The following is a 22752-nucleotide window of genomic DNA, read 5'->3' on the forward strand; positions in this document are numbered from 1 at the left end:
TCTAAGAAACTAAGTCTTTTTCACTCACTCCCAAAACCTGAAGTACTCTTAAGGCAGCAGGCAGTATTTGATGATAAATGTAATAATCGCTGTCTATTTCCTTTAAAGAGACAAATTCAACTGGTTCTGCCCTTTGAGAAATAGAGCCTTGTCCTTTAGTGATAATAAACATAATTAACATCCCTTCCCCTACTTCCATGCCTCTTTCTCTTAATTTCTTAGCAGCCATCACATGAGGCCCTATTTGTTTATAGGTCTCAATAGGTTTAGTTAATTCTTCATAAATAATTAAGTCTTTCAAAAGAATTTGTTTTTGTTTTATGTTTTCAACTACTTCTTTCACATATTGCTTAGCCATCTCTATATCTTTATCCCTTAATACAAATTCTAATACTTTCCTCTGGACTTCCTTGGCCAAGTTACACCAATCCCTTCTCACTGTTTCTAACCCTCTGATCAAAAGCTCTCCTTTTTTATCTATTAAGGCATATCTTTTCTTGGCTGTCCCTGGGGCTGCTCCTCTGGGAATAAAAATGCCTGTTTCATAATATCCCTGCAGGTCGAGTTCCAACATACCTGGGAATTTCTCATTAATATAATCCAAAAACGCCTCTGTAGCCTGTTTTATGTCTCCATCTTTGGTCTTTAAAAACAAAGAATCCGTATCCGCATAAATTACCTCAAACCCTTTATTCTCTGCTTCTTCGATGGTCTTTTTTATCCAGTATCTTCCCAAAGCACTACAACTTTCAGCGCATTCCTTAGAATACCATTTGGAACCTGCAAATCCAAAATACCCATAAGTAGCATTGGCAATAATCTTTAAAGCATACTGCCTATTGTAAAGAACCTTATATTCCAAAGAAGTTTTTTCTGTTTCCTTTAATTTCTTTTTTATCTGACTCCTTTTTTCAATTAATTCTTTTATCACACTGGGAATAAACCCTTCTTTTCTCTGACAAAACCAATAATTTAATCCTGCAACTTTATGACCATTTTCTTCACAACAATCACAATTTAAGGTTTCTGGTGAGATGTTAAAACTGACAATTAGGCTGGGATAAAGAGACCTGAAGTCTAAAATAGCAATCTTTTCATGAATACCAGGCAGAGGTTCTTTTACAAAGCCACCGATATAAGTGATTTTTCTTCTTTTAAGAACTTGTTCATATTTAGGTTGATTGGGAATGATTTCATTTTTCTCACTGGCCTTTCTGGATAGATACCATTCTACTAACTGTCCATAGGTCATCCTGGAAACATCAAACAGGATTTGCCCCACAGTTTTTGTAATTTCAAAGTTTTGAGGTAACAAAATCTCAGCCAATCTATAAGTAAGCTCAGCATCTTTTAAACAATATTCAGCCAATTTGCTCAAATTTTTTCCCTTTCTCCAGGCCTCAAGCATTTCTTGATAATCCACCTCAATTTTTTTGTCTCCCAAAAGTTCACTAGAAACGGCATCCAAGCTCAAAACTTCTGTTTGAAGACTGGGAGATAAAATATTGCTTATAAAGTTAAAAATATCTAAATGCACTATTCCATTCAACCTGGCAGAGCTTATTCTTGCTCTTCGGGTAAACTTTGTTTCGGTCTTATCCCTAGAAACTATTAATTTTACCTTATTTGATTGACATCTATCCATTAACACCTGAAAATCAAAAGAATCACCATAATATGTAACTATAATATCTGGAAGATATTCATTGAATGTCTTTACTATCTTTTGAAGAAGTTCTTTTTCGTCTTTGACCACCTCAACCCAATCAGGATAATCTGACTTTTGGTCAGTAATTACTTTTTTAAACGCCTTTCCATAAAATGAAGCCATTACTATCTGCTTTTCCCCAGCTATTTCTGATGTTTCAATATCAAAGGCCAAAATTTTAAGTTCAGGAATAGATATATCCTCTAAAACCTTTATTTTTTTAGCATTTAAAGCCAAATCCACCTTATAATTGGTATTTAGCTTTTCTCCTTCTATCTCCAGCCAGCAATTTCCATCAATTCTTTTATCCATTAAAAATCTACGATAAAAATTTATGCTATATTCATATTCTTCAATAATTGAACCCGTACCCCCTCTATTCTTTTCTAAGACTTTAATAAAATCCCTTATTTTTTGAGTATGTTGAGGGAGGAAACAAGTGATTTTTAAAAATTCTTTTAGTTCTCCATTTAATTTTTTTTCTATTTTTTCAATCCCTTTGACTGAAATATTTTTCCCTTTAAGAATTTCTTCTATATCTTTTTGAGCCTTTTTAATATCCTTAGGAAAGACAAAAAAATAGGGATTACTTTGCACAAAGACAACCACATTTTTACCATCGGCAGTCTTTCCCCAAAGTCTTATCTTTAAACCTTTCTTTTCAGTAATATAATCTATATCTAAAAGAAAGAACCTTATTTTCATGACAAATTTATTCCTTATCCAAAATCTTTCTGATTTTTCGTGATAATTCCTTCAAAGTAAAAGGCTTCTGGATAAAACCATCACATCCACGTTCCAATATTTCTTTTATTTCATCATTCATACTATATCCACTAGAAAGGAGAACCTTTATGTCTGGGTTTATTTTTTTTAACATATCGTATATCTCTCCACCACCTATATCTGGCATAACCGTATCTAAGATGACCATATCAATTTGTTCATTTTTCGCTCTATAGATCTCAATAACCTCCTTACCACTTTTGGCTATTAAGACTTTATATCCTAGGGTTTCTAACAACTCCTTGCCTGTCTTAATTATCATTTCTTCATCATCTACAAAAAGAATAGTTTCACCACCTTTTAACACCCCTTCTGCTAATTTCTCCTGCTTTATGGCTTCTTTTTCAGAAGCGGGAAAGTAAATGTTAAAAGTAGTTCCTCTACCTTTCTCACTGTATACAGTGATAATACCACCATGGTTCTTGATGATTCCATAAGCAGAAGCTAGGCCCAATCCCGTACCCCGATTTCCTTCTTTGGTGGTAAAAAATGGTTCAAATATTCTTTGTTTGGTTGTTTCATCCATACCAACACCGGTATCCGTCACAGAGATCTTCACATATGGACCAGGTTTTACCTTAAATGGCCTCACATAATTCTCATCAAGAGTGATATTTTGAGTTTCAAGGTATAACTCTCCACCTCCAGGCATGGCCTGCCAGGCATTGATATAGAGATTTAAAAGCACCTGTTCTATCTGCCCCACATCTACTTCCACTGTCCAAATATCTTTTTGAAATTTAGTATAAATCTTAATTTGCCTTTTAGTCTGAGCAAACATATCAGAACTTCTCTTTACCACCTTATTTAAGTCAGTAGGTTCCACCTGAAATTTACCCCCTCTGGCAAAGTCCAAAAGCTCTTGGCTCAACTTTGCTCCCTCTTGAACAAGATGTTCAACGTTTTTCAATTTTTCATAATCAGGGTGGCTGGGATTCTTATTAAGGAGGATTAAAGAAATATTTCCCAAAATGCCCATAAGGAGGTTATTAAAATTATGAGCAATCCCTCCTGCCAAAGTTCCTAGAGACTCCATCCTCTGGATTTTATGAAGTTGGGCTTCAAGACGTTTCTTTTCTTCTTGGGCACGCTTTATTTCACTGAGATCTGTGACTACAGCATAACTTCCACGATAAACCCAATTTTCAAATATAGGTGATGCCGACATCAGAGTGGGAACTTTTTTGCCTGATTTTGTAGTCCATGTGAGTTCATATTGTGATGGTTCACCTCGGCGACGCTTTGCAAGTTCTTTTTCTAATATCTCCCGATTCTTTTCATCAAATAATTCTCTTATGTTCTTACCAATCAACTCCACCTCGCTATATTCAATCATCTCACACAAACGGGGATTAGCAAATGTTATATATCCCTTTTCGTCAATGGCAACAAATCCCTCATTTATCCGAAAGATGAGTTCGCGGTATTTTGCCTCAGATTTTCTTAATGCCTCTTCTGCCTGCTTACGTTGGGTGATATCTTGCTGAAAAACCATAAAACCCATGATATCTCCAACCTCATACCGCAAAGCAGAAACTGAGCAATCTAGTATTATAATCTTTCCATCCTTACAAATGAACTCCACTTCTTGCCGATGGTGTCCTCTTTCAAGTAAAATAGGAAACTGTTCGTCAAATATCTTTTTGGAGGTCAAGGTAAAAAAATCAGAAATGCATTTTCCGAGAACTTCTTCTTGTAAATATCCACTGACTTTTAAGGTAGCATCATTTGTTTGAAGTATATTGCCCTTGGTGTCAATGATATATATAAATTCCGGTGCCGATTCAAAGAAGAACCTAAACCACCTTTCCCTCTCTTGTAACACTTCCTGTGCCTGTTTATGTTTAGCGATTTTTTCCTTTAAATTCTCGTCCTTTTGTTCTAATTCTTCATCAGATGTTTTTTTGACCATTAATGGAGACCTCCTGAACTTTCTAATAAAGGGAACTTTTTATCATATTTCTTTAGGAAATGCACACTTTATCTCTTAAAGAGAGAGTTGTCCTCCAGAAAAAAATCCTAAAAAGAAGGTAGCCCCTATAACCTAAATAAAAAATTACAAAGCAATCAATTTTTTGTCAATGGGATATAATTCCAACCTCAGGGCTACATTAAAGTCAGGCCATAAGTAATTTAAAAAAATCCAAATGCCAAAATAAAATCCAAATGTCTAAATGCCAAAACATTAAATCAGTGAGTAGTGAAATAGTGAGGGAATGAAATAGCCAAATGTAGTGGAATTGGGGTCTAACCTACAAAATACAGTTAAGAAAATAGAAAACGGAAAACAGAAATTCCCAATTCCCAGTTCCAACGTGTTAACTTGCAAACTTTCTAACTTACAACTTTGTAAACCTGCATAAAGAAGGAAAGGGAAACGGGAAATAGAAAATAGAAATTCCCAATTCCCAGTTCCTAATTCCCAATTCTAACGTCCCAACGTTCTAACGTGCAAACGTGTAAACGTGCTAACGTTCCAATTTGACAGAAGGCGATTTTGCATTTTTCAATTTGCATTCTGCATTGAGCCATTGCGCTTAACATTTGGATCTCCGTTAAAATTACTTTGACGAAGTCCTGTGTTGGGTTATTTTTCTACTTGTTTTTTTGAAAACAATACTTTATAATTGGCTTAATTTTTATAAATTTTTATGGAGGAGGTTCCTAATGGAGGACTTTAGATGGCGCAGGTTTTTGATTGGTGTTTCTCTTTTTGTGTTTGTGGTTTCTTTGTTGGGAGGGTGTTGTTTTCCTACTAAAAAGTATGAAGAGGCCATAAAAACCATCCAAGAGGAAACTGCAAAGGCTGAAGCTGCAGCAAATAAAGCAGAGACAGCTGCTTCTAAGGCTCAAGCAGCTGCGGAAAAGGCTTGCTCTTGTGCGGAAAAGGCTTGTGAGTGTGCTAACAAAGCTGAAGCAGCGGCAGTGAAAGCCGAAAGATGTGCCGAAAAGTGTGAAAGAACATTTGAAAAAGGATTAAGGAAATAATACTATTGATTTGTGCTCCTTCTTGTTATGTCTAGCGGAATACCTTTTTTTTCTTTGAGGGCCTGGTGGAGAAAAGAGAAGTTTATTTTCTCTCCAAGGCCCAAAGAAATAGCTTTTTCAATACCATATTTAGTTAAATTCCCTATTTTGTTATAAATGTCAGGATGGACTTCTACATAAATCCTCCCTTTTTCAAATCCAAACTTTACTGGTTGATATATAATCTTTACAGGCATTCCTATTTTCACTAGGCGAAAAAGCTCTTTTATATCTTCAGGATAAAGCCGGATACAACCATGACTAACTAGTCTTCCTATTCCCCAAGGAGAATTGGTTCCATGGATACCATAGCCATTCCCTAATCCTATCCAAAAACTTCCTAGGGGATTATCTGGACCAGGTGGGATAAAGGTTCTTCCTTGGTAATTATCTCGTAAACCAGGTGGGATTTCCCAAGTAGGATTTGTCTTTTTGTCTAAGACCTTGAAGTTGCCAAAGGGAGTGGGAGATTCTTGGACACCAATGCCAACAGGGTATGTTTTTACCAGACCCTGTTTGGGTAAATACAAGAAAAGCCGGAATTCAGGAATATTTAATACTATTCCTTTTTTATAAAAGAATGGTAAAACCCAGCGTGTAGGGATTATGATAGTTTTTCCCACTGAGGGCAACCAAGGGTCTATTTGGGAATGAAGCAACATCAACTCTTGATATCCAAGGTCATAGTATCTAGCAATGTCAAGCATGGTTTCTCCTTCTTCAATCTGATGCTTTTGGTAAACCCCTATTACAGTTAATGCTTGGGGATCCATTTTCCCTTTTGGCATCCTATATGAATAGGCCCCACTCCCATATACCAGAGAAGGGATAAAAATAAAGAAACATAGAAAATCTACCCACTTCATTATTTTCTATCCTTTTCCCTAAATTGTTCAGAAATTTTACCAAACCGACGTTCTCGCCTTTGGTATTCTTTCAAGGCCTCTATAAATTGGAAACGGTTAAAATCAGGCCATAAAATAGGTGTAATATAAAATTCGGCATAAGCCGATTGCCAGAGTAAAAAGTTGCTTAAGCGGAATTCACCACTGGTTCTAATGATAAAATCTGGGTCAGGCAATCCCTTTGTCCATAAATACTGACTGAAAATTACTTCGTTAATTTCATCAGATTTAATATTCCCTTGCTTGACATTTTCTATCAATACTTTAACAGCATGAATAATTTCCTGACGACCACCATAGCTTATAGCCAGATTGAGTATCATAGTTTGACATTTGGCTGTATTTTTAATTACCTTTTGCAAGACTTCATAAGTATCTGGAGGCAAGAGTTTTAAATCACCGATAGCTATGAGACGGATGTCCTGTTTAACTAAATTTTCCCATTCTCCTTCCAAATAATTTTTTAATAGTTGCATTAAAACAGCTATTTCTTCTTGAGGTCTTTGCCAGTTTTCATAAGAGAAGGTATAGAGAGTAATTACCTTTATACCTATTTCTCGGGATACTTCCACAATTTCTTTTGCCCTCTTGATTCCCTCCCTATGTCCAGCAATACGGGGAAGTTCTTTTTTTTTCGCCCAGCGTCCATTACCATCCATAATAATGGCCACATGAAGGGGTAGTTTATATAACCCTAGTGTTCTTATATTTTTCATAATTTTTAACCACTCGTTCCCTAACTAAATTGGCTAATGTATTCTTGTCCTGCTCAGTATAATGCGTAACATCTATAGGTTTGTCAATAACAATAATTGCTGCGCCTGGTTTAATATGTTTACTTGAACGGGGTAATATCTCAAAGGTCCCGATAATAGTCACTGGCACAATAGGAACACCTGCCCTTAAGGCTAGTATGACACCACCTGATTTAAACGACCCTATTGTGCCATCATAACTCCGCGTTCCTTCTGGAAAGACCACAATAGAATAACCTTTTTTTAAAAGTTCCAATGCCTTCAAAAGGGCAACATAGGCTGCCTTGGGACTCTCCCTATCTACAAAAATAGTTCCACAAGCCTTTATTCCCCAGCCCAATATAGGAATATAGAAAAGGCTTTTTTTGGCCATCCATTTGAATTGAACCGGTAGATAGGCCATGAGAGTGAAAATATCATACTGACTTTGATGGTTAGCTGCAAAGACATAAGGTTTTTGGGAATCAATATTTTCTAAACCAATAATTTTTACCTTGACCCCACTTACCCAAAGGATAGTTTTTGACCAAAAACGGGCAATCAAATGAGGGACATTGCGTTTTGTCCAGGGTAACAAGCTAGCAATTTGGGCAGGAGGATAAAGAATGCAGGTTATTATGGCTATCCATAAAAAGATAAAAAAGGAGCGTAGCATAGGATTCTAATCTGTTAAACATTTAACAAAAACTTTTCTATGTCTAGGGCCATCAAATTCACAAAAGAAAATTCCCTGCCAAGTGCCCAAGATTAAATTACCTCTTTCCACCATCACTGTTACTGAAGAACCAATAATACTAGCCTTAATATGAGCAGGAGAATTTCCCTCAAAATGTTTATAGTTTGCCGTCCAGGGAACTACTTGGTTGAGGATGCTTAAAATATCTTCTTGAACACTGGGGTCAGCATTTTCATTAATAGTTATCCCTGCAGTAGTATGAGGCACATATATCAAACACAAACCTTCTTTTATCCCTGATTCCTTTACGATTTTGCCAATTTTTTCTGTAATATCAACAAATTGGGTCTTCTTATTGGTGTTGACATAAATTACTTCCGGCATATAATTAACCTCCTTAAAATTAGCCAATTTATTACCTTTACAAGTGGGACATTTTATCTTTCTCCTGCTAAAACTAATTTTAGCCCAATGCCCTTCTCCATTGCAAGCCCTGACGGTTTTGTCTTGCCTAGGCTTTACCTCTGCCCGGTATTAACTTGATTCATAAAATGGAAATTTGAGGAAGGTTCTGTATTTACTCCTTGCCTTGCCATGTAACTTTTATTTTTATTCTCTACTAAGTATTACTTCATCCTTTCCGTCTTTTTCTGACAGAAATACATCTATTCTTTCTTCTTTGGCGGTAGGCACATAGAGGCCAACATAATTGGTCATAATAGGTAATTCACGATGATTTCTATCAATAAGCACTGCTACTTCTATTTTTTGGGGTCTTCCAAAATCCATGATAGCATCCATCGCCGCTCTAATAGTGCGACCAGTGAAAATTACATCATCTACTAATATTATATTCTTTTCATTTACACTAAAAGGGATGTTGGTCTTTTTTAGAACAGGTTGATAAGTTAAACGTGTCCAGTCATCTCTATAAAGATTAATATCCAAAGTACCTAAAAGAGGGGTCTGTGCTTCAGTATGACTGATTATATTCTTTAACCTTTCTGCTAAATAAGCACCACCAGTATGGATACCAATTAAGACTAGATTTTTCACTCCTTTATTGTGTTCTAGAATTTCATAAGCAATTCGCATCAAGACCCTTTTCATTTCTTCTTCATTCATAATAGTCTTGATCATATTATTCCTATCCCTCGTTTAATATTTTTTCTAAACGTTCAAAATTGACATGTTTACGCACCAGGGTCAAGCCTTTATCTACCTTTTCTTTTTCTTTCAGACTCAAGCGAGCAGCAATATCTTGAATCCTTTGGGCAACAAAATAGGTATTTTCTCTTACTAAAATAATAGGTACCCCTCGCTGCTCTGCCTTAGAGATAATAATTTCATTAGGCATAAGATTGCCAGTAAGGACTAAACACTGCACGCCTTGTTCAATAGAGATCAATTGAATGTCTGCCCTATCTCCTCCTACTATCACACAAGCATTAGGAGTTCGTCGTAAATATTCTACAAACTTGTCTACTTCCATTCCCCCAATTAAGTAATTTTGCACAAAATTATATAGGGATTCTTGCCCACAAATTACCCTTCCTCTCAATCTTTCGCTCAATTCAGCCACTGTTATAGACGTAAGAAAATTGTCATAAGGAATACAACCTAGCACAGGGATACCCTGTTTTTCTAGCCAAGGGATAACCAGTTCATCAATATCTGGTTTTTGTTCTTCTCTTACCCAGTTTATAATTATTCCCAAGAGTTTTTCCCCTAAACCCCCTTTTACTTCGCCTACACCGTCTAAAAAGACTTCTCCTGTATATTTATTTACTAAAAGCACTTTGGCATTTAATTCTTTTATGATTTTAAATCCAGAGATACCTAAAAAACTTCCCAGCCAGATAGTTTCAGCTCCTCCCACTAAGACAATATCCTTATTTTGGGCAACAGTCTCAAATGCCCTTTTTACTTGGGGCATAGGGTCCTCCATCTCACCTCTTAATCTTTTTACCATCAATTCATAAGTCAAGATTACCGGACACAAATTTTTCACATCCTCCTTTAACCCCAAACTCTGATAAACAAAATAAGCCAGTTTATCTGTAACAATATTTTCTTCTGTTTTAAAAGGTATCTTACCCAGTGGTTTAAAATACCCTACTTTTAGGCCCTTATCTAGAAAATACCGGCCCAATCCCAAAGTAATTAAACCCTTGCCTGAAAAGCCTACTGTAGAGCTAATATAAATTACTTTCATTTTTTACTCCTTTTTTATAGTTAATCGGGCATCTACAGCTATACATCCCTTTGTTTTTACCAAAAATGGATTGATTTCTGCCTCTACAATCTCTGGGAAGTCTAAGGCCATTTGATTTAAGGCTAGAATCCCTTCTGCTAAAGCAGAGACATCGGCTGGAGGCTCGCCTCTTATACCCCTTAAAAGAGGATAAGTCTTTATCTCTCTTATCATTTCCAATGCTTCTCTTTTTCCAATTGGGGCAATGCGAAAACTCACATCCTTCAATACTTCCACATAGATACCTCCCAATCCAAACATCAACAATGGGCCAAATTGAGAATCACGAGTAAAACCAATAATGGTTTCTTTTACTTCCTGAATCATTTCTTGGACAGAAACACCATAAATGGCTGCCTTGGGGACCTTTTCGCTTACTTTTAACATGATTTCCTCAAATGCCTCTTCCACTTCCTGAGGGGTCTCTAATCCCAAAATAACACCCCCTACATCTGTTTTATGAGAGATATTAGGTGAAACCACCTTTAATACTATAGGAAATTTCATGCTTTTAGCTGCTTCTACAGCATCTTCTTTTGTTCTAGCCAACTTAGTTTGAGGAAAGCTAAATCCATAGGCCATAAGAATCTCTTTAGCCTCAGTCTCTGTGAGATGAAATCTGCCCTGTCTTTTTGCCATCTCCAGAAGATACCGCACCCTGCCCCTATCGGCCTGGACTGGAAAATATGTGGATAAAGGTTGAGAAAGCCAATGCTGCCTTTGCCACATCCTTTCTAAGGCACTTACTGCATCTTCAGGACAGAGATAATTGGGGACTCCATGTTTTTTGAGATAATTTACTCCTTTTTTCACTTGTAGCTGACCCATGAATGAACAAAGGATAGGTTTTTTTGTTTTTTGGGCATGTTTTGCCACTACTTTGGCAGTCTCTTCCACTTCAATGGTAGCAGTAGGGGTTAAGAGCACTATAACCGCATCAATATTTGAAGCCTCTAATAAAACTTTTAAGGCATTATCATATCTATCAAAATGGGCATCTCCAATGATATCTACGGGATTAACAATGGAGGCCACTGGGGGCAAAAAAGAACGTAGTTTTTGAGCTGTTTTGCTATTTAATCGCACTAACTGCAAGGCCGACTGGTCGCAAGCATCAGCAGCTACAATCCCTGGTCCACCAGAATTAGTGAGAATAGCTACTCTGGGTCCTTTTGGTAAGGGCTGATTTGCAAAGGCCAAGGCATAGTTAAATAATTCGTTAACAGTCTTTGCTCTAATAATTCCACTCTGCTTAAAGGCTGCTTGATAAGCAGACTCCGAGCCAGCAAGAGCACCTGTGTGGGAAGATACAGCCCTTGCCCCGGCAGAAGTAACACCAGCTTTAATCATAATTATAGGTTTTTTCTTGGAAACTTCTTGAGCTACCTGAATAAAAGTGGCACCATTTTCTACCCCTTCTAAATACCCCAAGATTACCTTGGTATTTTCATCTTCTCCTAAGGCAATGAGCATGTCAATTTCAGAGATATCTGTCTTATTGCCTAAACTGATAAACTTAGAAAAACCAATCTTTTCTCCCAGGACCCAATCTAAAATGGCCACACACATGGCTCCCGATTGAGAAAAAAAGCCAATTTCCCCTTGTTCCGGCATGCCAGCGGCGAAGGAAGCATTCAATTTAGAATAAGTATCAATAAGACCTAGACAGTTTGGACCTAGAAACCGCACTTTATTTTCTTTAGCCAGTGTTTTTAGCTCTTGTTCAAATCTTGCACCTTTAGCTCCTGTTTCTTTAAAGCCTGCAGAAATAACTATGGCAGCTTCAATATTTTTTTCTCCACAAATTTTAATACTCTCTAAAACTTCTAATGGTTTAACAGCAATGATAGCCAAATCCACTGCCTCAGATATTTCTTTTAGAGAATGATATGTCCTTAAGCCTAAGATTTCATTTGCCTTAGGATTTATGGGGAAGATTTTACCTGGATACTCATATTTCAAAAGATTTTTTACTAAAATGTGACCTATTTTCCCTTCATGGGTAGAAGCACCAACAATGGCTACTGATTTGGGGTTAAAGAGCTTTCTCAATAACATAACTATATTTTCCTCTAAGTTTCTGATTTTTCACTTATTTCTTCTCTGCCCATTAGTGTCAATAAGGCCTTATTATAAGCTGCCAAAACATCTCTTTGGGAAAGAAACCCTACCAATTTTTTAGGATTATTGGGATCCGTCACTGGTAAACGTTCAATATGGCGATATCTCATTTTTTCCATAGCTGTTTCTAAGTTTTCTTCTGGAGTAATAGTAACAACCTCCTTGGTGTCTAGGTCTTTTACCCTGATGTGGTCTTTAGGGCCTTCTTCTGCCAGCATTTTGCGGAAGTTTTGAAAGGAAATAATTCCACACAACTCTCCTTTGCCGTTAACCACTGGGAAACAAGTATGTTTTTTATCTCGCACAAAGGCCAGAAATTCTTTAAAGGTCATATCTTCGGGAACTACTACCACATCTGGTGTCATAGCATTCTTTACTTTAATAGAAGCAAGAATATTCCTTTCATGTCCAGCATGTAAATCAATACCTTGTTGTTTTAACTCATAGGTATCAATGGATTCCCGACTAAAGGCATAGGCTACTAATAAACCAGTAATAGAAGCAAAAAGAATAGGCAGAATAATATAATAATCCCCTGTCATTTCAAAGGCCAAAAACACCGCAGTAACCGGGGCATGAGTGAGGGCAGCTAGAAAGGCACCGATACCTACGGCTGCATAAGCAGGGTAGGCAGCCGTAATCTGGGGGAAAAAATGGTGAACCACGGCACCAAAAGCTCCTCCAGCCATAGCCCCAATAAAAAATGCCGGTGAAAACATACCACCTACCCCACCGGAGGCTAAGGTGATAGCAGTAGCAATTATTTTTAAAAATACCAATATAATCATCAATTGAGCTGACATTTCTGCATTTAAAACCCTTTGCACTTGCTCGTAACCCACCCCAAAAATTTGTGGGAAAAACATACCAATTAGGCCAACCATAAAAAGACCAATAAAAGGTTTGGAATAAGGCGAACAAGGCATTTTTCGGAAATAATCCTTAGTTTTGTAAAAGATGCGTATAAATAAATAGGCAAGTAAACCAATAACTGCCCCTAAAAAAATGTAAAAAAATAGCTCCCAAAGACTAACAAAGGTATAAGGAGGCATTTTAAAGGCAGTTTGATTACCAAAAAGGGCACGAGCGGTAATGGTGCCCATGCCAGAGGAAACTACTACAGGCATAAAATTAGTAAGTTCAAAGTCACCCAAAAGCACAATTTCCAAAGCAAAAAAAAGCCCTGCAATAGGAGCGTTAAAGACAGCAGCAATAGCTCCTGCTGCACCACAAGCAATAAAGGTGCGTCTTCTTTGTTCTGAAGCCACAAAAAAACGGCTAATACTAACGCCCACTATACCCCCTATTTGAGCGATAGGACCTTCTTGACCAGCACTTCCTCCTAAACCCAAAGTAACAATAGAAGCAGATATTTTGGCAAGTGCTTCTCTAATTCTGATTATTCCTCCCTTTAAATTAACATTCACCAAAAACTCCGGAAAGCCATAGCCATAAATAGAGGGAGAAGATATTTTAGCCAGTAAAAAAAGGAGGAAGGCCACTATAAGGGGAATAAAGGCAATAATGGGATGTAAAAAAAGAGAAGATTGACCAAAATGAAGAAGAGGCAAAAAACAGCTATGCCATAAAAATCCAATAACTTTCATAAATACATAACTGCCTAAGGCAGCTAACACACCAATGATAAAGGCAACTAGAACCAGAAATACATATTCAGGTAACTGCAGTTTCCGAACTAGGCGGACAATTATGCGTCTGACGGTGCTAATTTCCATTCTATACCAATGATAACCAAGTTAAAGAAAAAAACAAGGTAAAATTTGTCCCAAAATCCGCAACCTCTTTTTGGATAAAATTCCAACCTGCCCGACGGCCGTGTCTGCCGACAGGCAGGCAGGTGGGCCTGCCTGCCGTCAGGCCAATTTTTTATTCTATTTTAATTGAGGTTAGCCATTGAAAGAAAAAACGGTTTTTGGAATAAAATAAGCCGGGAATTTGGAGTAAAGACATTCTTTGCTCTTTCAGCAAGATGTATGTGCTTTTTTCTTCAGTCATTAAGTATCAAAAATGATGGTTTTATTCTCATATACCAATATTCTATTTTCTAAATGTAATTTTATAGCCCTAGCTAAGACTAGTTTTTCTATATCTCTTCCTTTACGGATTAAATCTTCTACTGAATCCCTATGGCTAACTCGAATCACATCCTGCTCGATAATAGGTCCAGCATCAAGTTCCGGGGTGACATAATGACTGGTAGCACCTATAATTTTTACTCCTCGTTCTCTAGCCTGATGATAAGGTCTAGAACCTACAAAAGCAGGCAGAAAAGAGTGATGGATATTAATAATCCGATTAGGATAATGAGCGATAAATTCAGAAGTGAGAATTTGCATATATCGAGCAAGGATTATCAAATCTATATGGTGTTTTTTTAAAACAGCTAATTCTTGCTTTTCTATATCTGATTTTGTTTCTGGTGTAATGGGGAAAAAATAAAAAGGAATACCAAAGGTTTCAGCTACTGGGCGTAAATCAGGATGGTTGCTAATGATAAGTTTGATATTGGCAAGTATTTCTCCTGAACTATGCCTTAATAAGATTTCATATAAACAATGAGGTGCTTTGGAAACAAAAATAGCTACATTAGGCACATAATCAGTAAAACATAACATCCACTTCATTTGAAATTGCTGGGCCAAAGGACTAAATGCTTCAGGTATTTCTTTTCTTTCTAAATCAAAATCATCTAATTCCCATTCAATCCGCATAAAAAACTGCCCCTTTTCAGTATCTGTATATTGATCAGCATGGACAATATTGCCATTATGTTCATAAATAAACTGGGAAATGGAGGCTACTATTCCTTTTCTATCAGGGCAGGAAAGTAATAAGATAGCATGATTTGATAACGAACCCACTTTTACCTCTTTATTTTTACTTTTAAAATATCATGCCATGTAATAAAGTTTTTATCAACCTAAATAAAATTGACATTTTTTAAGATACTTGTAATATTGAACCCTAAAAGGAGGCTATATGTGGTTTTCCCAATTTGATAAAAGTATGATTTATCAGATGATTATTCATGCTGGTCCTATGGCCAAATTGGTTTTAATTCTCCTTACCCTTATGTCTGTATTTTCATGGACAGTGATGATTAACCGCTGGTTGGTGTTCAAAAAAGTTAATAAACAAGGAAGGAAATTTTTAGAAATTTTCTGGCGCATGGATGATTTTAAACTCATCTTTGCCGATGCTAGAAAATATAAAAAGGCACCTCAGGCGGTAATTTTTCAATCAGCATTTTCAGAATTAAAAAAGTGGACAACAAATAATCCTTCCTTAACCACAATAGATAATAAAACCATTTTAGAAAGCTGTATAGAGGTCATGCGAAAATCATCCCAGAAAGAATATCTGCGTTTACGACAGGGACTGGGGTTTTTAGCTACAGTAGGTAATACTGCTCCCTTTATAGGTCTATTTGGCACTGTTTGGGGAATTATGCGGGCCTTTCATGACATCGGTTTACGAGGTTCTGCTTCTTTAGCTGATGTAGCTCCTGGTATCTCTGAGGCCTTAATAGCTACTGCCTTTGGACTAGCAGCCGCCATACCAGCAGTAATAGGATATAATCATTTTACCCAGCAATTATATGAGCAAAGAACAGGGATGGAAATGTTTATGACCGATTTGCTTAATCGTATAAAAATAACTTATTGGAGCAAAGGACATGAGGGTGTTTGATAATGATGAAAACCTTATGTCAGAAATAAATGTTACTCCTTTAGTTGATGTGATGCTTGTTTTATTAATCATTTTCATGATAACCGCACCTATGCTTACCTATGGAGTCAAAGTGAATTTACCCACTACTACTTCTAAACCCATTCCCACTAAACAAGAACCACTTCTTATCACCGTGGATAAGAATAAAAATGTTTTTATTGATCAGTATAAGATACCATTGAAGAAACTCAGGAAAAAGTTAAAGCCTATTATTAAAGCTAATCCCAAAAGGAATGTCCTTTTACAAGCGGACCAAAGAGTCTCTTATGGTTATGTGATGCAGGTTATGGCTGAGATAAAATCAGCTGGTGTAGAACGGCTGGGTTTGGTAACCAAACCTTTAAAAAAGAGGTGATGTCTTTTTTGCTCAATGCTTCATATAAATTCTCATTTTTCATTTCTCTTAGCATTCATTTTTTTATTTTGTTTTTTATATTTTTTGTCTCAATAGAACATAAACAATATCTAAATCTCTCACCAATTTATCAAGTAAGGCTAGTTGAAATGCCTGGTTTAACAAAAGCAGGAGTAAATAAACAAAAGACAAAGGTTCGGTCAAAAAAAAGAATTGTGACTAAAAAAACGCAAGTTTCTAAAGCCAAGAAGAGTAAGGTTGGGGTATCCCAAAAAACAGGACGAAAAAAAGTCCAAACTTCCAAAGTAATTTCATTAAAGAAAAGCAAGTCCAAATCTAAATCAAAGAAAATCTCAGAACAGGCTTTAGTAGCAAAAAAAATAAAGGCCATAGAAAAACAGGTAAAAGAAAAAGAGAGGAGAGAGATAATTCCTAAAGAAGTGGCTAAAATTGCTCAGGAAATTAGAGAAGGTGGTGCTGGAGGAGTAATCGGGGGATTTGTAAATGGAAAATTTACAGGAAGGGAAATTAGTTTGAGTTTTCAACTTTATCATGCCCAAATCGAGGAACGTATTATGAAAAATTGGATTTTACCTACTTTTCTACTAAAAAAACAACTGGCCTTGGAAGCCATAGTGATAATTAGAATCCGCCGGGATGGGCATATTACAAAAATAAAGTTTGAGAAGAAATCAGGAAATAGCATTTTTGATCGTTCCGTAAAGGAGGCTATAAAAAATTCTGACCCTTTATTTCCTTTACCAAAAGATTATACTCAACCTTATTATGAAGTAGGATTCAGATTTAAATGGCCAAAAGGAAGAATAGGATGAAAAAAATTATTTTTTTCGTTATTTTAATAATATGGCCTAGGATAGGACATAGTTTAGTTTATATTGATATTAACACTCCAGGGCAACAAAAAATTCCTATTGCTATTAGCCCCTTTGTAATTAAAGGTGATAAACAAATAGGTTTAGAGGCACAACAGATTTTTCAAAAAGATTTGGAATATACAGGTTTTTTTAATATTTTAAGCCCAGAGATATTTTTAGAAAATATACCCACTCTAGAAATTGATTTTAAAAAATGGCAGCTTATCGGAGCATACCTTGTAGTGAAAGGCAAATTGGAAATCACACCCCAAGTGATTAATTTAGAGATGCGTCTTTATGATGCATCCCAAGGAATAATGCTGGTAGGAAAAAGATATCAAGGGAAGAAAAACGCATTGCGTTTTATGGTGCATAAGTTTGCTGATGCTATGATGGAAGCACTCACTGGTGAACCAAGCATTTTTCAGACCAAAATTGCTTTCGTGTATAAATCCAATAATATTAAGGAAATTTTTGTTACTGATTTTGATGGTTATAATCCTCATCCATTAACTAGATTCAAAACCATATGTTTAAGTCCTAAGTGGCACCCTAATGAAAAAAAACTTCTTTTTACTAGTTATAAAAAGGGGAAGCCAGAAATTTACCTTCTGGATTTAGCCAAAGGAAAAGCAAAAAGGCTTATCTATCATTCTAACTTGAATATCACTCCTGCTTGGTCACCTGATGGAAATAGAATTGCTGTTACCTTAGCCCAAGGTAAAAAACAAGGAATTTATTTAACAAACAAACACGGTAAGATAATCAAGTGTTTAGTGGAATCAGAGGGCATCAATGTTTCCCCTACCTGGTCACCTGATGGTAAAAAACTGGCCTTTGTCTCAGACCGAGGAGGCACCCCTCAAATTTATATCTTAAATTTGGCTTCTAATAAAATTCGGCGGATTAGTTTTAGCGGTAGTTACAATACTTCTCCTGCTTGGTCACCTAAAGGTGATTTTATTGCCTATGCGGGTTTGAAGGATGGACATTTTCAAATATTTGTGGTAAGCATGGACAGTGGTGAAATAAGACAATTGACATTTGGCGAAGCAAATCACGAAAGCCCAAGTTGGTCACCAGATGGTCATTTTTTGGCTTATAGTCAAAATGAAAAAATTTACATTTTGAGATTGACAGATGGCTCGTCCTTTCCTATTTTGTCATTAGCAGGAGGACAGTTGCAACCAAGTTGGTCACCAAGATTAAAATAAAATAGGAGGAGGTAGAGATGAAAAGAGGAATTTTAGTTTTGGTATTAAGCTTAATGGTAGTTTTTCCTTTAGGGTGTGCCAAAAAAATGGTGGAAAAACCTGTTAGTGTGCAGCCTGAGCAAATTCAACCCTTAGAAGAAGTAAAACCTCCGGAAGAAGGAAAGGTAGTAGGGATGAAAGAAGAAGCAATAACCGAAGAAGAACTAGCTAGACAGCAAAAAATCCAAATAGAAGAAACATTAAAAGAAGAGATGGCTAAATTCGAAAATGAAGACATTCATTTTGATTTTGATAAGTATTACATCCGTCCAGATGCAGCAGAAATATTAAAAAAGAAGGCACAATGGCTAAAAGAGCATCCAGAAGTGCATCTTCTTATTGAAGGGCATTGTGATGAAAGAGGAACAGAAGAATACAATTTGGCATTAGGAGAGCGGAGGGCGAATAGTGCCAAGGAGTTTTTAGTTAGTTTAGGCATTGACCCTAAACGTATTTCTATCATAAGTTATGGAGAAGAACGTCCGGTAGACCCTAGAAGTTGTGAAGAAGCTTGGGCTAAAAACAGAAGGGACCATTTTGTAATCATTTCCTATTAGGCCAACCAAGATGAAAAAAGAAATTTTTCTTATTGGGTTTTTATTTTTTATGGGTTGTGCTACCCAAAAAGATTTAGCCCGCATAGAACAGCACTTGGTGTATTTAAATGGGAAAATAGAAGACCTAGAAAAAAATCAACAAAAAATAGAAAATATTATTTCTTCCCAGCAGGCGGATTTATTAGTTCAAGTGGGCCCATTGCAGGATAAAATAAAGGAGTTAATGGGACAAAGAGAAGAAACTGTTTATGAATTACAACAATTATCTCGACGAATAGAAGAAACCAACAAAGAAATAGAGCGTTCAGAAAAACGATTAGCTGAATTAGAAGCAAAATTGGAAAAAACAATAAAGATGATGGAAGAAAAGTCAATTCCTTCTTCAAAGACGCAAAAAGAAGAATGGTTGTATAAAAAGGGGTTAAATCTTTTTCGCCAAAAAGAATATGAAAAAGCAAGAGAAACGCTTAATCAATTTCTAAAACTCTATCCCCTTTCTCCTTTAGCTGGAAATGCTCAATTTTGGCTAGGAGAAGCCTATTTTGCCCAAAAAAAATATGAAGAGGCCATCTTGGCCTACCAAAGGGTGATAAAGAATTATCCTAAAAATATCAAAGTGCCCGCTGCTTTATTTAAACAAGGGAAGGCCTTTGCCATGCTTGGTGATAATGAGACAGCACAGATTTTATGGAAACAAGTGATAAAAAAATACCCCAAAACAAAGGAGGCAAATCTGGCGCAGCAGGCATTGAAAAAGATAAAGAAATAAAGATTTTTCCAAGTAAAGAATGCAACGGCGGCGATTGAATAAGGAATGGCAAGGCCCAAATGCCCAATCAATTATATGGTTTAGTCTTCTATCGGTGGGTTATATTTAAAACTTTCTTTTGGGCTTTACCATATCTTTGTGTGAAAGTAATTCCCAAATCTTGACATAGGAGATAAGAGTTGATAATTTACAAAGAAGTGTAGGCACGTAGCTCAGTGGGAGAGCGCTACCTTGACGCGGTAGAGGTCGGCGGTTCGATCCCGCCCGTGCCTACCATTTTTTTGAGACAAAAAATGGCCAAAGAGATTGAAATCAAATGCCAGGGAAAAACAGGGCACTTCCCGGTTGGGATTACAGTTAAAGAAGCTTTATTGGCATTAACCAATTTAGCAGAGGATAAATTGATAGCGGCAAAAATAAATGGAAAACCAGTAGATTTATCTTATACTTTAATGCAAAGTGTAACCCTTGAACCTATTACTTCTGAAAATTCGTTAGGTTTAGAAATCCTTCGGCACAGCACTGCTCATGTCATGGCTGAGGCGGTTAAACACCTTTACCCTGAAGCTAAGGTGACAATAGGTCCAGCCATAGAAAACGGATTTTATTATGACTTTGATTATCCTCCGGGTTTTACCCCAGAAGCATTAGAAAAAATTGAGCAAGAAATGAAAAAAATCATTTCTCAAGATGAACAGTTTCAGCGGCAGGAAATTTCTAAAAAGGAGGCTCAAGAGCTTTTTCAATCTCTAAACGAAACTTATAAATTAGAAATCTTAAAAGAAATTCCTGAAGAAAAAGTTTCTATTTATAAAAATGGGGACTTTATAGACCTTTGCCGTGGACCTCACATTGAATCTACTGGAAAAATTAAAACCTTTAAGCTCCTTTCTGTGGCTGGTGCTTATTGGAGAGGGGATGAGAGAAATCCCATGTTGCAGCGCATTTATGGCACAGCCTTTTTTAATAAAAAAGACTTAGATAAATATCTTAAGCAATTAGAAGAAGCTAAAAAAAGAGACCATCGCCGTTTGGGTAGAGAATTAGATTTATTCATACAATTTGAAGAAATTGGAGCTGGATTTCCTGTCTATTTACCTAAAGGTGCCATTCTTAGACATATTTTAGAAGAATTTGAGATTAAGGAACACCTAAAGCGTGGTTATCAAATGGTCATAGGGCCTCAATTGTTAAAAGGGAAATTATGGGAACGTTCGGGCCACATGGAGTATTACAAGGAAAATATGTATTTTACAGAGATAGAAGGGCAACTTTATGGCATCAAACCTATGAATTGTTTAGCCCACATTATGATTTATCAATCGCAGATACGGAGTTATAGAGATTTACCTATCCGTTATTTTGAATTAGGGACGGTGTGCAGACATGAAAAATCTGGCGTTTTGCATGGGATGTTACGAGTAAGACAGTTTACCCAAGACGATGCTCATATCTTTTGCACTCCTGACCAATTAAATGTAGAAATTAAAAAAGTGCTTGATTTTGTGGATGATGTAATGGGAATTTTTGGCTTCTCTTACGAAGTAGAATTAAGCACTAGACCGCAAAAATCCATTGGCTCTGATGAAATTTGGGAACACGCTACCCAAGCCCTTATACAAGCCTTGCAGGATAAGGGTTTTGAATATCACATCTGTAAAGGTGAAGGCGCTTTTTACGGTCCTAAAATTGATATAAAATTAAAAGATGCCTTAGGGAGAAAATGGCAATGTGCTACCATCCAGTGTGATTTTGCCCTTCCAGAACGTTTTGAACTCAGCTATATAGATACTGATGGACAAAAAAAACGACCTGCCATGTTGCACCGTGTAATTCTGGGAACTCTGGAACGATTTATAGGTGTTCTTACTGAACACTTTAGTGGTGCTTTTCCACCATGGCTTGCCCCAGTCCAGGTGAAAATTCTTACTGTTACTGATAGAAATGTGGCTTATGGACAAAAAATTTATGAACTCCTTTCAGAAAATGGTTTTCGTATTGAAACAGATTTTCGTAATGAAAAATTAGGTTATAAGATTCGTGAGGCCCAGTTGCAAAAAATACCGTTTATGCTAGTAATTGGCGATAAAGAAGTAAAGACAAACTCAGTAACACCCCGACGGCGAACCGGAGAAAACTTAGGGAGTATGTCCCTTGAGGTATTTGTAAATTTGTTAAAAGAAGAAACAGCTATTCCCAAACCAAGAAATAAGAGGAGGTAGTAACTTATTAGCAAAGTTAGGGTAAATAGGCAAATTAAGGTAAGACAAATGCGATTAATAGATGTTGATGGAAAACAGATAGGAATTGTTAGTTTAGAAGAGGCTTTGCAACGGGCAGAAGAAGAAGGTTTGGATTTGGTAGAAGTGGCCCCTAATGCCAATCCTCCAGTATGTCGCATTATGGACTATGGTAAATACAAATATCAACAAAAGAAAAAACAACAAGAGGCAAGAAAAAAACAGGCTCAAGTTCAAGTAAAGGAAATAAAGATGAGGCCTAAGATAGAAGAGCATGATTTTCAGTTTAAATTAAAACACATTAAACGCTTTCTGAAAGAAAAGGCACTAGTGAAGGTTGTTATGTGGTTTAGAGGAAGGGAAATTATTCATGCTGACTTAGGAAAGGCAGTTATGGAAAGGGTAATAGAAGAAACAAAAGATTTATCAAAAGTGCAAACACCACCAACCATGGAAGGTAGAAGAATGACCATGGTATTGGCACCTAAGTGATAAATAGGGAGTATAATTATGCCTAAGATTAAAACCAACAGAAGCGCAGCTAAACGATTTTGGGTTACAGGTAGGGGAAAAGTAAGAAGGGGCAAAGGCTGGCATAGTCATTTATTAAGCAAAAAAAGTGCTAAACGCAAAAGGCAGCTTCGCCATTTTACTATAATTGAATCTGTGGATTTAAAACGGGTTAAACGTTTAATCCCCAGTGCTTTTTAAGGAGGTA

Annotated in this window: 21 protein-coding genes and 1 tRNA gene; 11 read left to right on the forward strand and 11 right to left on the reverse strand. The window is 36.5% G+C overall.

Features of this window, described 5'->3' with window-relative positions:
- Position 1: 1 nt before the first annotated feature.
- Positions 2-2413, reverse strand: coding sequence for a DNA-directed DNA polymerase (locus HS1_RS06010; RefSeq protein WP_066062333.1), 2412 nt, complete (start codon positions 2411-2413; stop codon positions 2-4).
- A gap of 7 nt (positions 2414-2420) precedes the next feature.
- Positions 2421-4406 (reverse strand): PAS domain-containing hybrid sensor histidine kinase/response regulator, encoded by a 1986-nt coding sequence (locus HS1_RS06015; protein WP_066062336.1) that lies wholly within the window; start codon positions 4404-4406, stop codon positions 2421-2423.
- A 755-nt stretch (positions 4407-5161) separates the two neighbouring features.
- Here HS1_RS06015 and HS1_RS06020 point away from each other — a divergent pair.
- On the forward strand, positions 5162-5482 hold the full coding sequence (locus HS1_RS06020; protein ID WP_066062339.1) for an alanine-zipper protein: 321 nt from the start codon (positions 5162-5164) through the stop codon (positions 5480-5482).
- A gap of 2 nt (positions 5483-5484) precedes the next feature.
- Here HS1_RS06020 and HS1_RS06025 read toward each other — a convergent pair whose 3' ends face one another.
- From HS1_RS06025 to purU, 9 genes are all read right to left on the reverse strand, one after another.
- On the reverse strand, positions 5485-6387 hold the full coding sequence (locus tag HS1_RS06025; RefSeq protein WP_066062341.1) for a L,D-transpeptidase family protein: 903 nt from the start codon (positions 6385-6387) through the stop codon (positions 5485-5487).
- On the reverse strand, positions 6387-7142 hold the full coding sequence (locus tag HS1_RS06030) for an isoprenyl transferase (protein ID WP_066062344.1): 756 nt from the start codon (positions 7140-7142) through the stop codon (positions 6387-6389). The genes HS1_RS06025 and HS1_RS06030 overlap by 1 nt, the downstream gene beginning before the upstream one ends.
- Positions 7111-7836 carry a lysophospholipid acyltransferase family protein gene (locus tag HS1_RS06035; RefSeq protein WP_066062346.1) on the reverse strand — a complete coding sequence of 242 codons (726 nt, stop codon included), beginning with the start codon at positions 7834-7836 and terminating at the stop codon, positions 7111-7113. Before HS1_RS06035 ends, HS1_RS06030 begins: the two co-directional genes overlap by 32 nt.
- Positions 7837-7842: 6 nt before the next feature.
- Complete coding sequence (locus tag HS1_RS06040; protein ID WP_066062349.1) at positions 7843-8241, reverse strand: secondary thiamine-phosphate synthase enzyme YjbQ; 399 nt, start codon at positions 8239-8241, stop codon at positions 7843-7845.
- Between the two features lie 225 nt (positions 8242-8466).
- Positions 8467-8997 (reverse strand): bifunctional pyr operon transcriptional regulator/uracil phosphoribosyltransferase PyrR, encoded by a 531-nt coding sequence (gene pyrR / locus HS1_RS06045; protein ID WP_066062352.1) that lies wholly within the window; start codon positions 8995-8997, stop codon positions 8467-8469.
- A 7-nt stretch (positions 8998-9004) separates the two neighbouring features.
- A complete protein-coding gene (locus HS1_RS06050) occupies positions 9005-10072 on the reverse strand; it encodes a phosphotransacetylase family protein (protein WP_066062355.1) in 1068 nt (355 codons plus the stop codon).
- Between the two features lie 3 nt (positions 10073-10075).
- Complete coding sequence (gene acs, locus HS1_RS06055; protein ID WP_066062358.1) at positions 10076-12169, reverse strand: acetate--CoA ligase alpha subunit; 2094 nt, start codon at positions 12167-12169, stop codon at positions 10076-10078.
- Positions 12170-12183: 14 nt separating this feature from the next.
- Positions 12184-13968, reverse strand: coding sequence for a chloride channel protein (locus HS1_RS06060; protein WP_082757665.1), 1785 nt, complete (start codon positions 13966-13968; stop codon positions 12184-12186).
- A gap of 279 nt (positions 13969-14247) precedes the next feature.
- Positions 14248-15114, reverse strand: a complete 867-nt coding sequence (gene purU, locus HS1_RS06065; RefSeq protein ID WP_066062361.1) for a formyltetrahydrofolate deformylase — start codon at positions 15112-15114, stop codon at positions 14248-14250.
- 118 nt (positions 15115-15232) lie between these two features.
- On the opposite strand from purU, the gene tolQ reads away from it, so the two are divergent.
- From tolQ to rpmI, 10 genes are all read left to right on the forward strand, one after another.
- A complete protein-coding gene (tolQ, locus tag HS1_RS06070) occupies positions 15233-15943 on the forward strand; it encodes a protein TolQ (RefSeq protein WP_066062365.1) in 711 nt (236 codons plus the stop codon).
- On the forward strand, positions 15930-16340 hold the full coding sequence (gene tolR, locus HS1_RS06075) for a protein TolR (protein WP_066062368.1): 411 nt from the start codon (positions 15930-15932) through the stop codon (positions 16338-16340). The genes tolQ and tolR overlap by 14 nt, the downstream gene beginning before the upstream one ends.
- Positions 16341-16408: 68 nt before the next feature.
- Entirely contained in the window at positions 16409-17173 is a 765-nt protein-coding gene (locus HS1_RS06080; protein WP_216638276.1) for an energy transducer TonB, read from the forward strand.
- Positions 17170-18429 (forward strand): Tol-Pal system beta propeller repeat protein TolB, encoded by a 1260-nt coding sequence (tolB, locus tag HS1_RS06085; RefSeq protein ID WP_066062372.1) that lies wholly within the window; start codon positions 17170-17172, stop codon positions 18427-18429. Before HS1_RS06080 ends, tolB begins: the two co-directional genes overlap by 4 nt.
- A 17-nt stretch (positions 18430-18446) precedes the next feature.
- Positions 18447-19025, forward strand: a complete 579-nt coding sequence (gene pal / locus HS1_RS06090) for a peptidoglycan-associated lipoprotein Pal (RefSeq protein ID WP_066062375.1) — start codon at positions 18447-18449, stop codon at positions 19023-19025.
- Positions 19026-19035: 10 nt separating this feature from the next.
- Positions 19036-19794 carry a tol-pal system protein YbgF gene (gene ybgF, locus HS1_RS06095; RefSeq protein ID WP_066062378.1) on the forward strand — a complete coding sequence of 253 codons (759 nt, stop codon included), beginning with the start codon at positions 19036-19038 and terminating at the stop codon, positions 19792-19794.
- A gap of 201 nt (positions 19795-19995) precedes the next feature.
- Positions 19996-20070, forward strand: a tRNA-Val gene (locus HS1_RS06100).
- A 17-nt stretch (positions 20071-20087) separates the two neighbouring features.
- Positions 20088-22016 (forward strand): threonine--tRNA ligase, encoded by a 1929-nt coding sequence (gene thrS, locus HS1_RS06105; RefSeq protein WP_066062381.1) that lies wholly within the window; start codon positions 20088-20090, stop codon positions 22014-22016.
- Positions 22017-22022: 6 nt separating this feature from the next.
- Positions 22023-22526, forward strand: coding sequence for a translation initiation factor IF-3 (gene infC / locus HS1_RS06110; RefSeq protein WP_082757668.1), 504 nt, complete (start codon positions 22023-22025; stop codon positions 22524-22526).
- 18 nt (positions 22527-22544) lie between these two features.
- Entirely contained in the window at positions 22545-22745 is a 201-nt protein-coding gene (rpmI, locus tag HS1_RS06115) for a 50S ribosomal protein L35 (RefSeq protein WP_066062387.1), read from the forward strand.
- The last annotated feature ends 7 nt before the right edge of the window (positions 22746-22752 follow it).

Source organism: Candidatus Desulfofervidus auxilii (genome assembly GCF_001577525.1).
Classification (GTDB): domain Bacteria; phylum Desulfobacterota; class Desulfofervidia; order Desulfofervidales; family Desulfofervidaceae; genus Desulfofervidus; species Desulfofervidus auxilii.

Coding starts and splice junctions, on each gene's coding strand:
- pal (WP_066062375.1), top strand. CDS start 18,447: ATGAAAAGAGGAATTTTAGTTTTGGTATTAAGCTTAATGGTAGTTTTT.
- tolQ (WP_066062365.1), top strand. CDS start 15,233: ATGTGGTTTTCCCAATTTGATAAAAGTATGATTTATCAGATGATTATT.
- ybgF (WP_066062378.1), top strand. CDS start 19,036: ATGAAAAAAGAAATTTTTCTTATTGGGTTTTTATTTTTTATGGGTTGT.
- tolR (WP_066062368.1), top strand. CDS start 15,930: ATGAGGGTGTTTGATAATGATGAAAACCTTATGTCAGAAATAAATGTT.
- HS1_RS06010 (WP_066062333.1), bottom strand. CDS start 2,413: ATGAAAATAAGGTTCTTTCTTTTAGATATAGATTATATTACTGAAAAG.
- HS1_RS06020 (WP_066062339.1), top strand. CDS start 5,162: ATGGAGGACTTTAGATGGCGCAGGTTTTTGATTGGTGTTTCTCTTTTT.
- HS1_RS06035 (WP_066062346.1), bottom strand. CDS start 7,836: ATGCTACGCTCCTTTTTTATCTTTTTATGGATAGCCATAATAACCTGC.
- HS1_RS06015 (WP_066062336.1), bottom strand. CDS start 4,406: ATGGTCAAAAAAACATCTGATGAAGAATTAGAACAAAAGGACGAGAAT.
- HS1_RS06050 (WP_066062355.1), bottom strand. CDS start 10,072: ATGAAAGTAATTTATATTAGCTCTACAGTAGGCTTTTCAGGCAAGGGT.
- HS1_RS06025 (WP_066062341.1), bottom strand. CDS start 6,387: ATGAAGTGGGTAGATTTTCTATGTTTCTTTATTTTTATCCCTTCTCTG.
- HS1_RS06030 (WP_066062344.1), bottom strand. CDS start 7,142: ATGAAAAATATAAGAACACTAGGGTTATATAAACTACCCCTTCATGTG.
- rpmI (WP_066062387.1), top strand. CDS start 22,545: ATGCCTAAGATTAAAACCAACAGAAGCGCAGCTAAACGATTTTGGGTT.
- HS1_RS06060 (WP_082757665.1), bottom strand. CDS start 13,968: ATGGAAATTAGCACCGTCAGACGCATAATTGTCCGCCTAGTTCGGAAA.
- tolB (WP_066062372.1), top strand. CDS start 17,170: ATGAAAAAAATTATTTTTTTCGTTATTTTAATAATATGGCCTAGGATA.
- HS1_RS06040 (WP_066062349.1), bottom strand. CDS start 8,241: ATGCCGGAAGTAATTTATGTCAACACCAATAAGAAGACCCAATTTGTT.
- pyrR (WP_066062352.1), bottom strand. CDS start 8,997: ATGATCAAGACTATTATGAATGAAGAAGAAATGAAAAGGGTCTTGATG.
- acs (WP_066062358.1), bottom strand. CDS start 12,169: ATGTTATTGAGAAAGCTCTTTAACCCCAAATCAGTAGCCATTGTTGGT.
- thrS (WP_066062381.1), top strand. CDS start 20,088: ATGGCCAAAGAGATTGAAATCAAATGCCAGGGAAAAACAGGGCACTTC.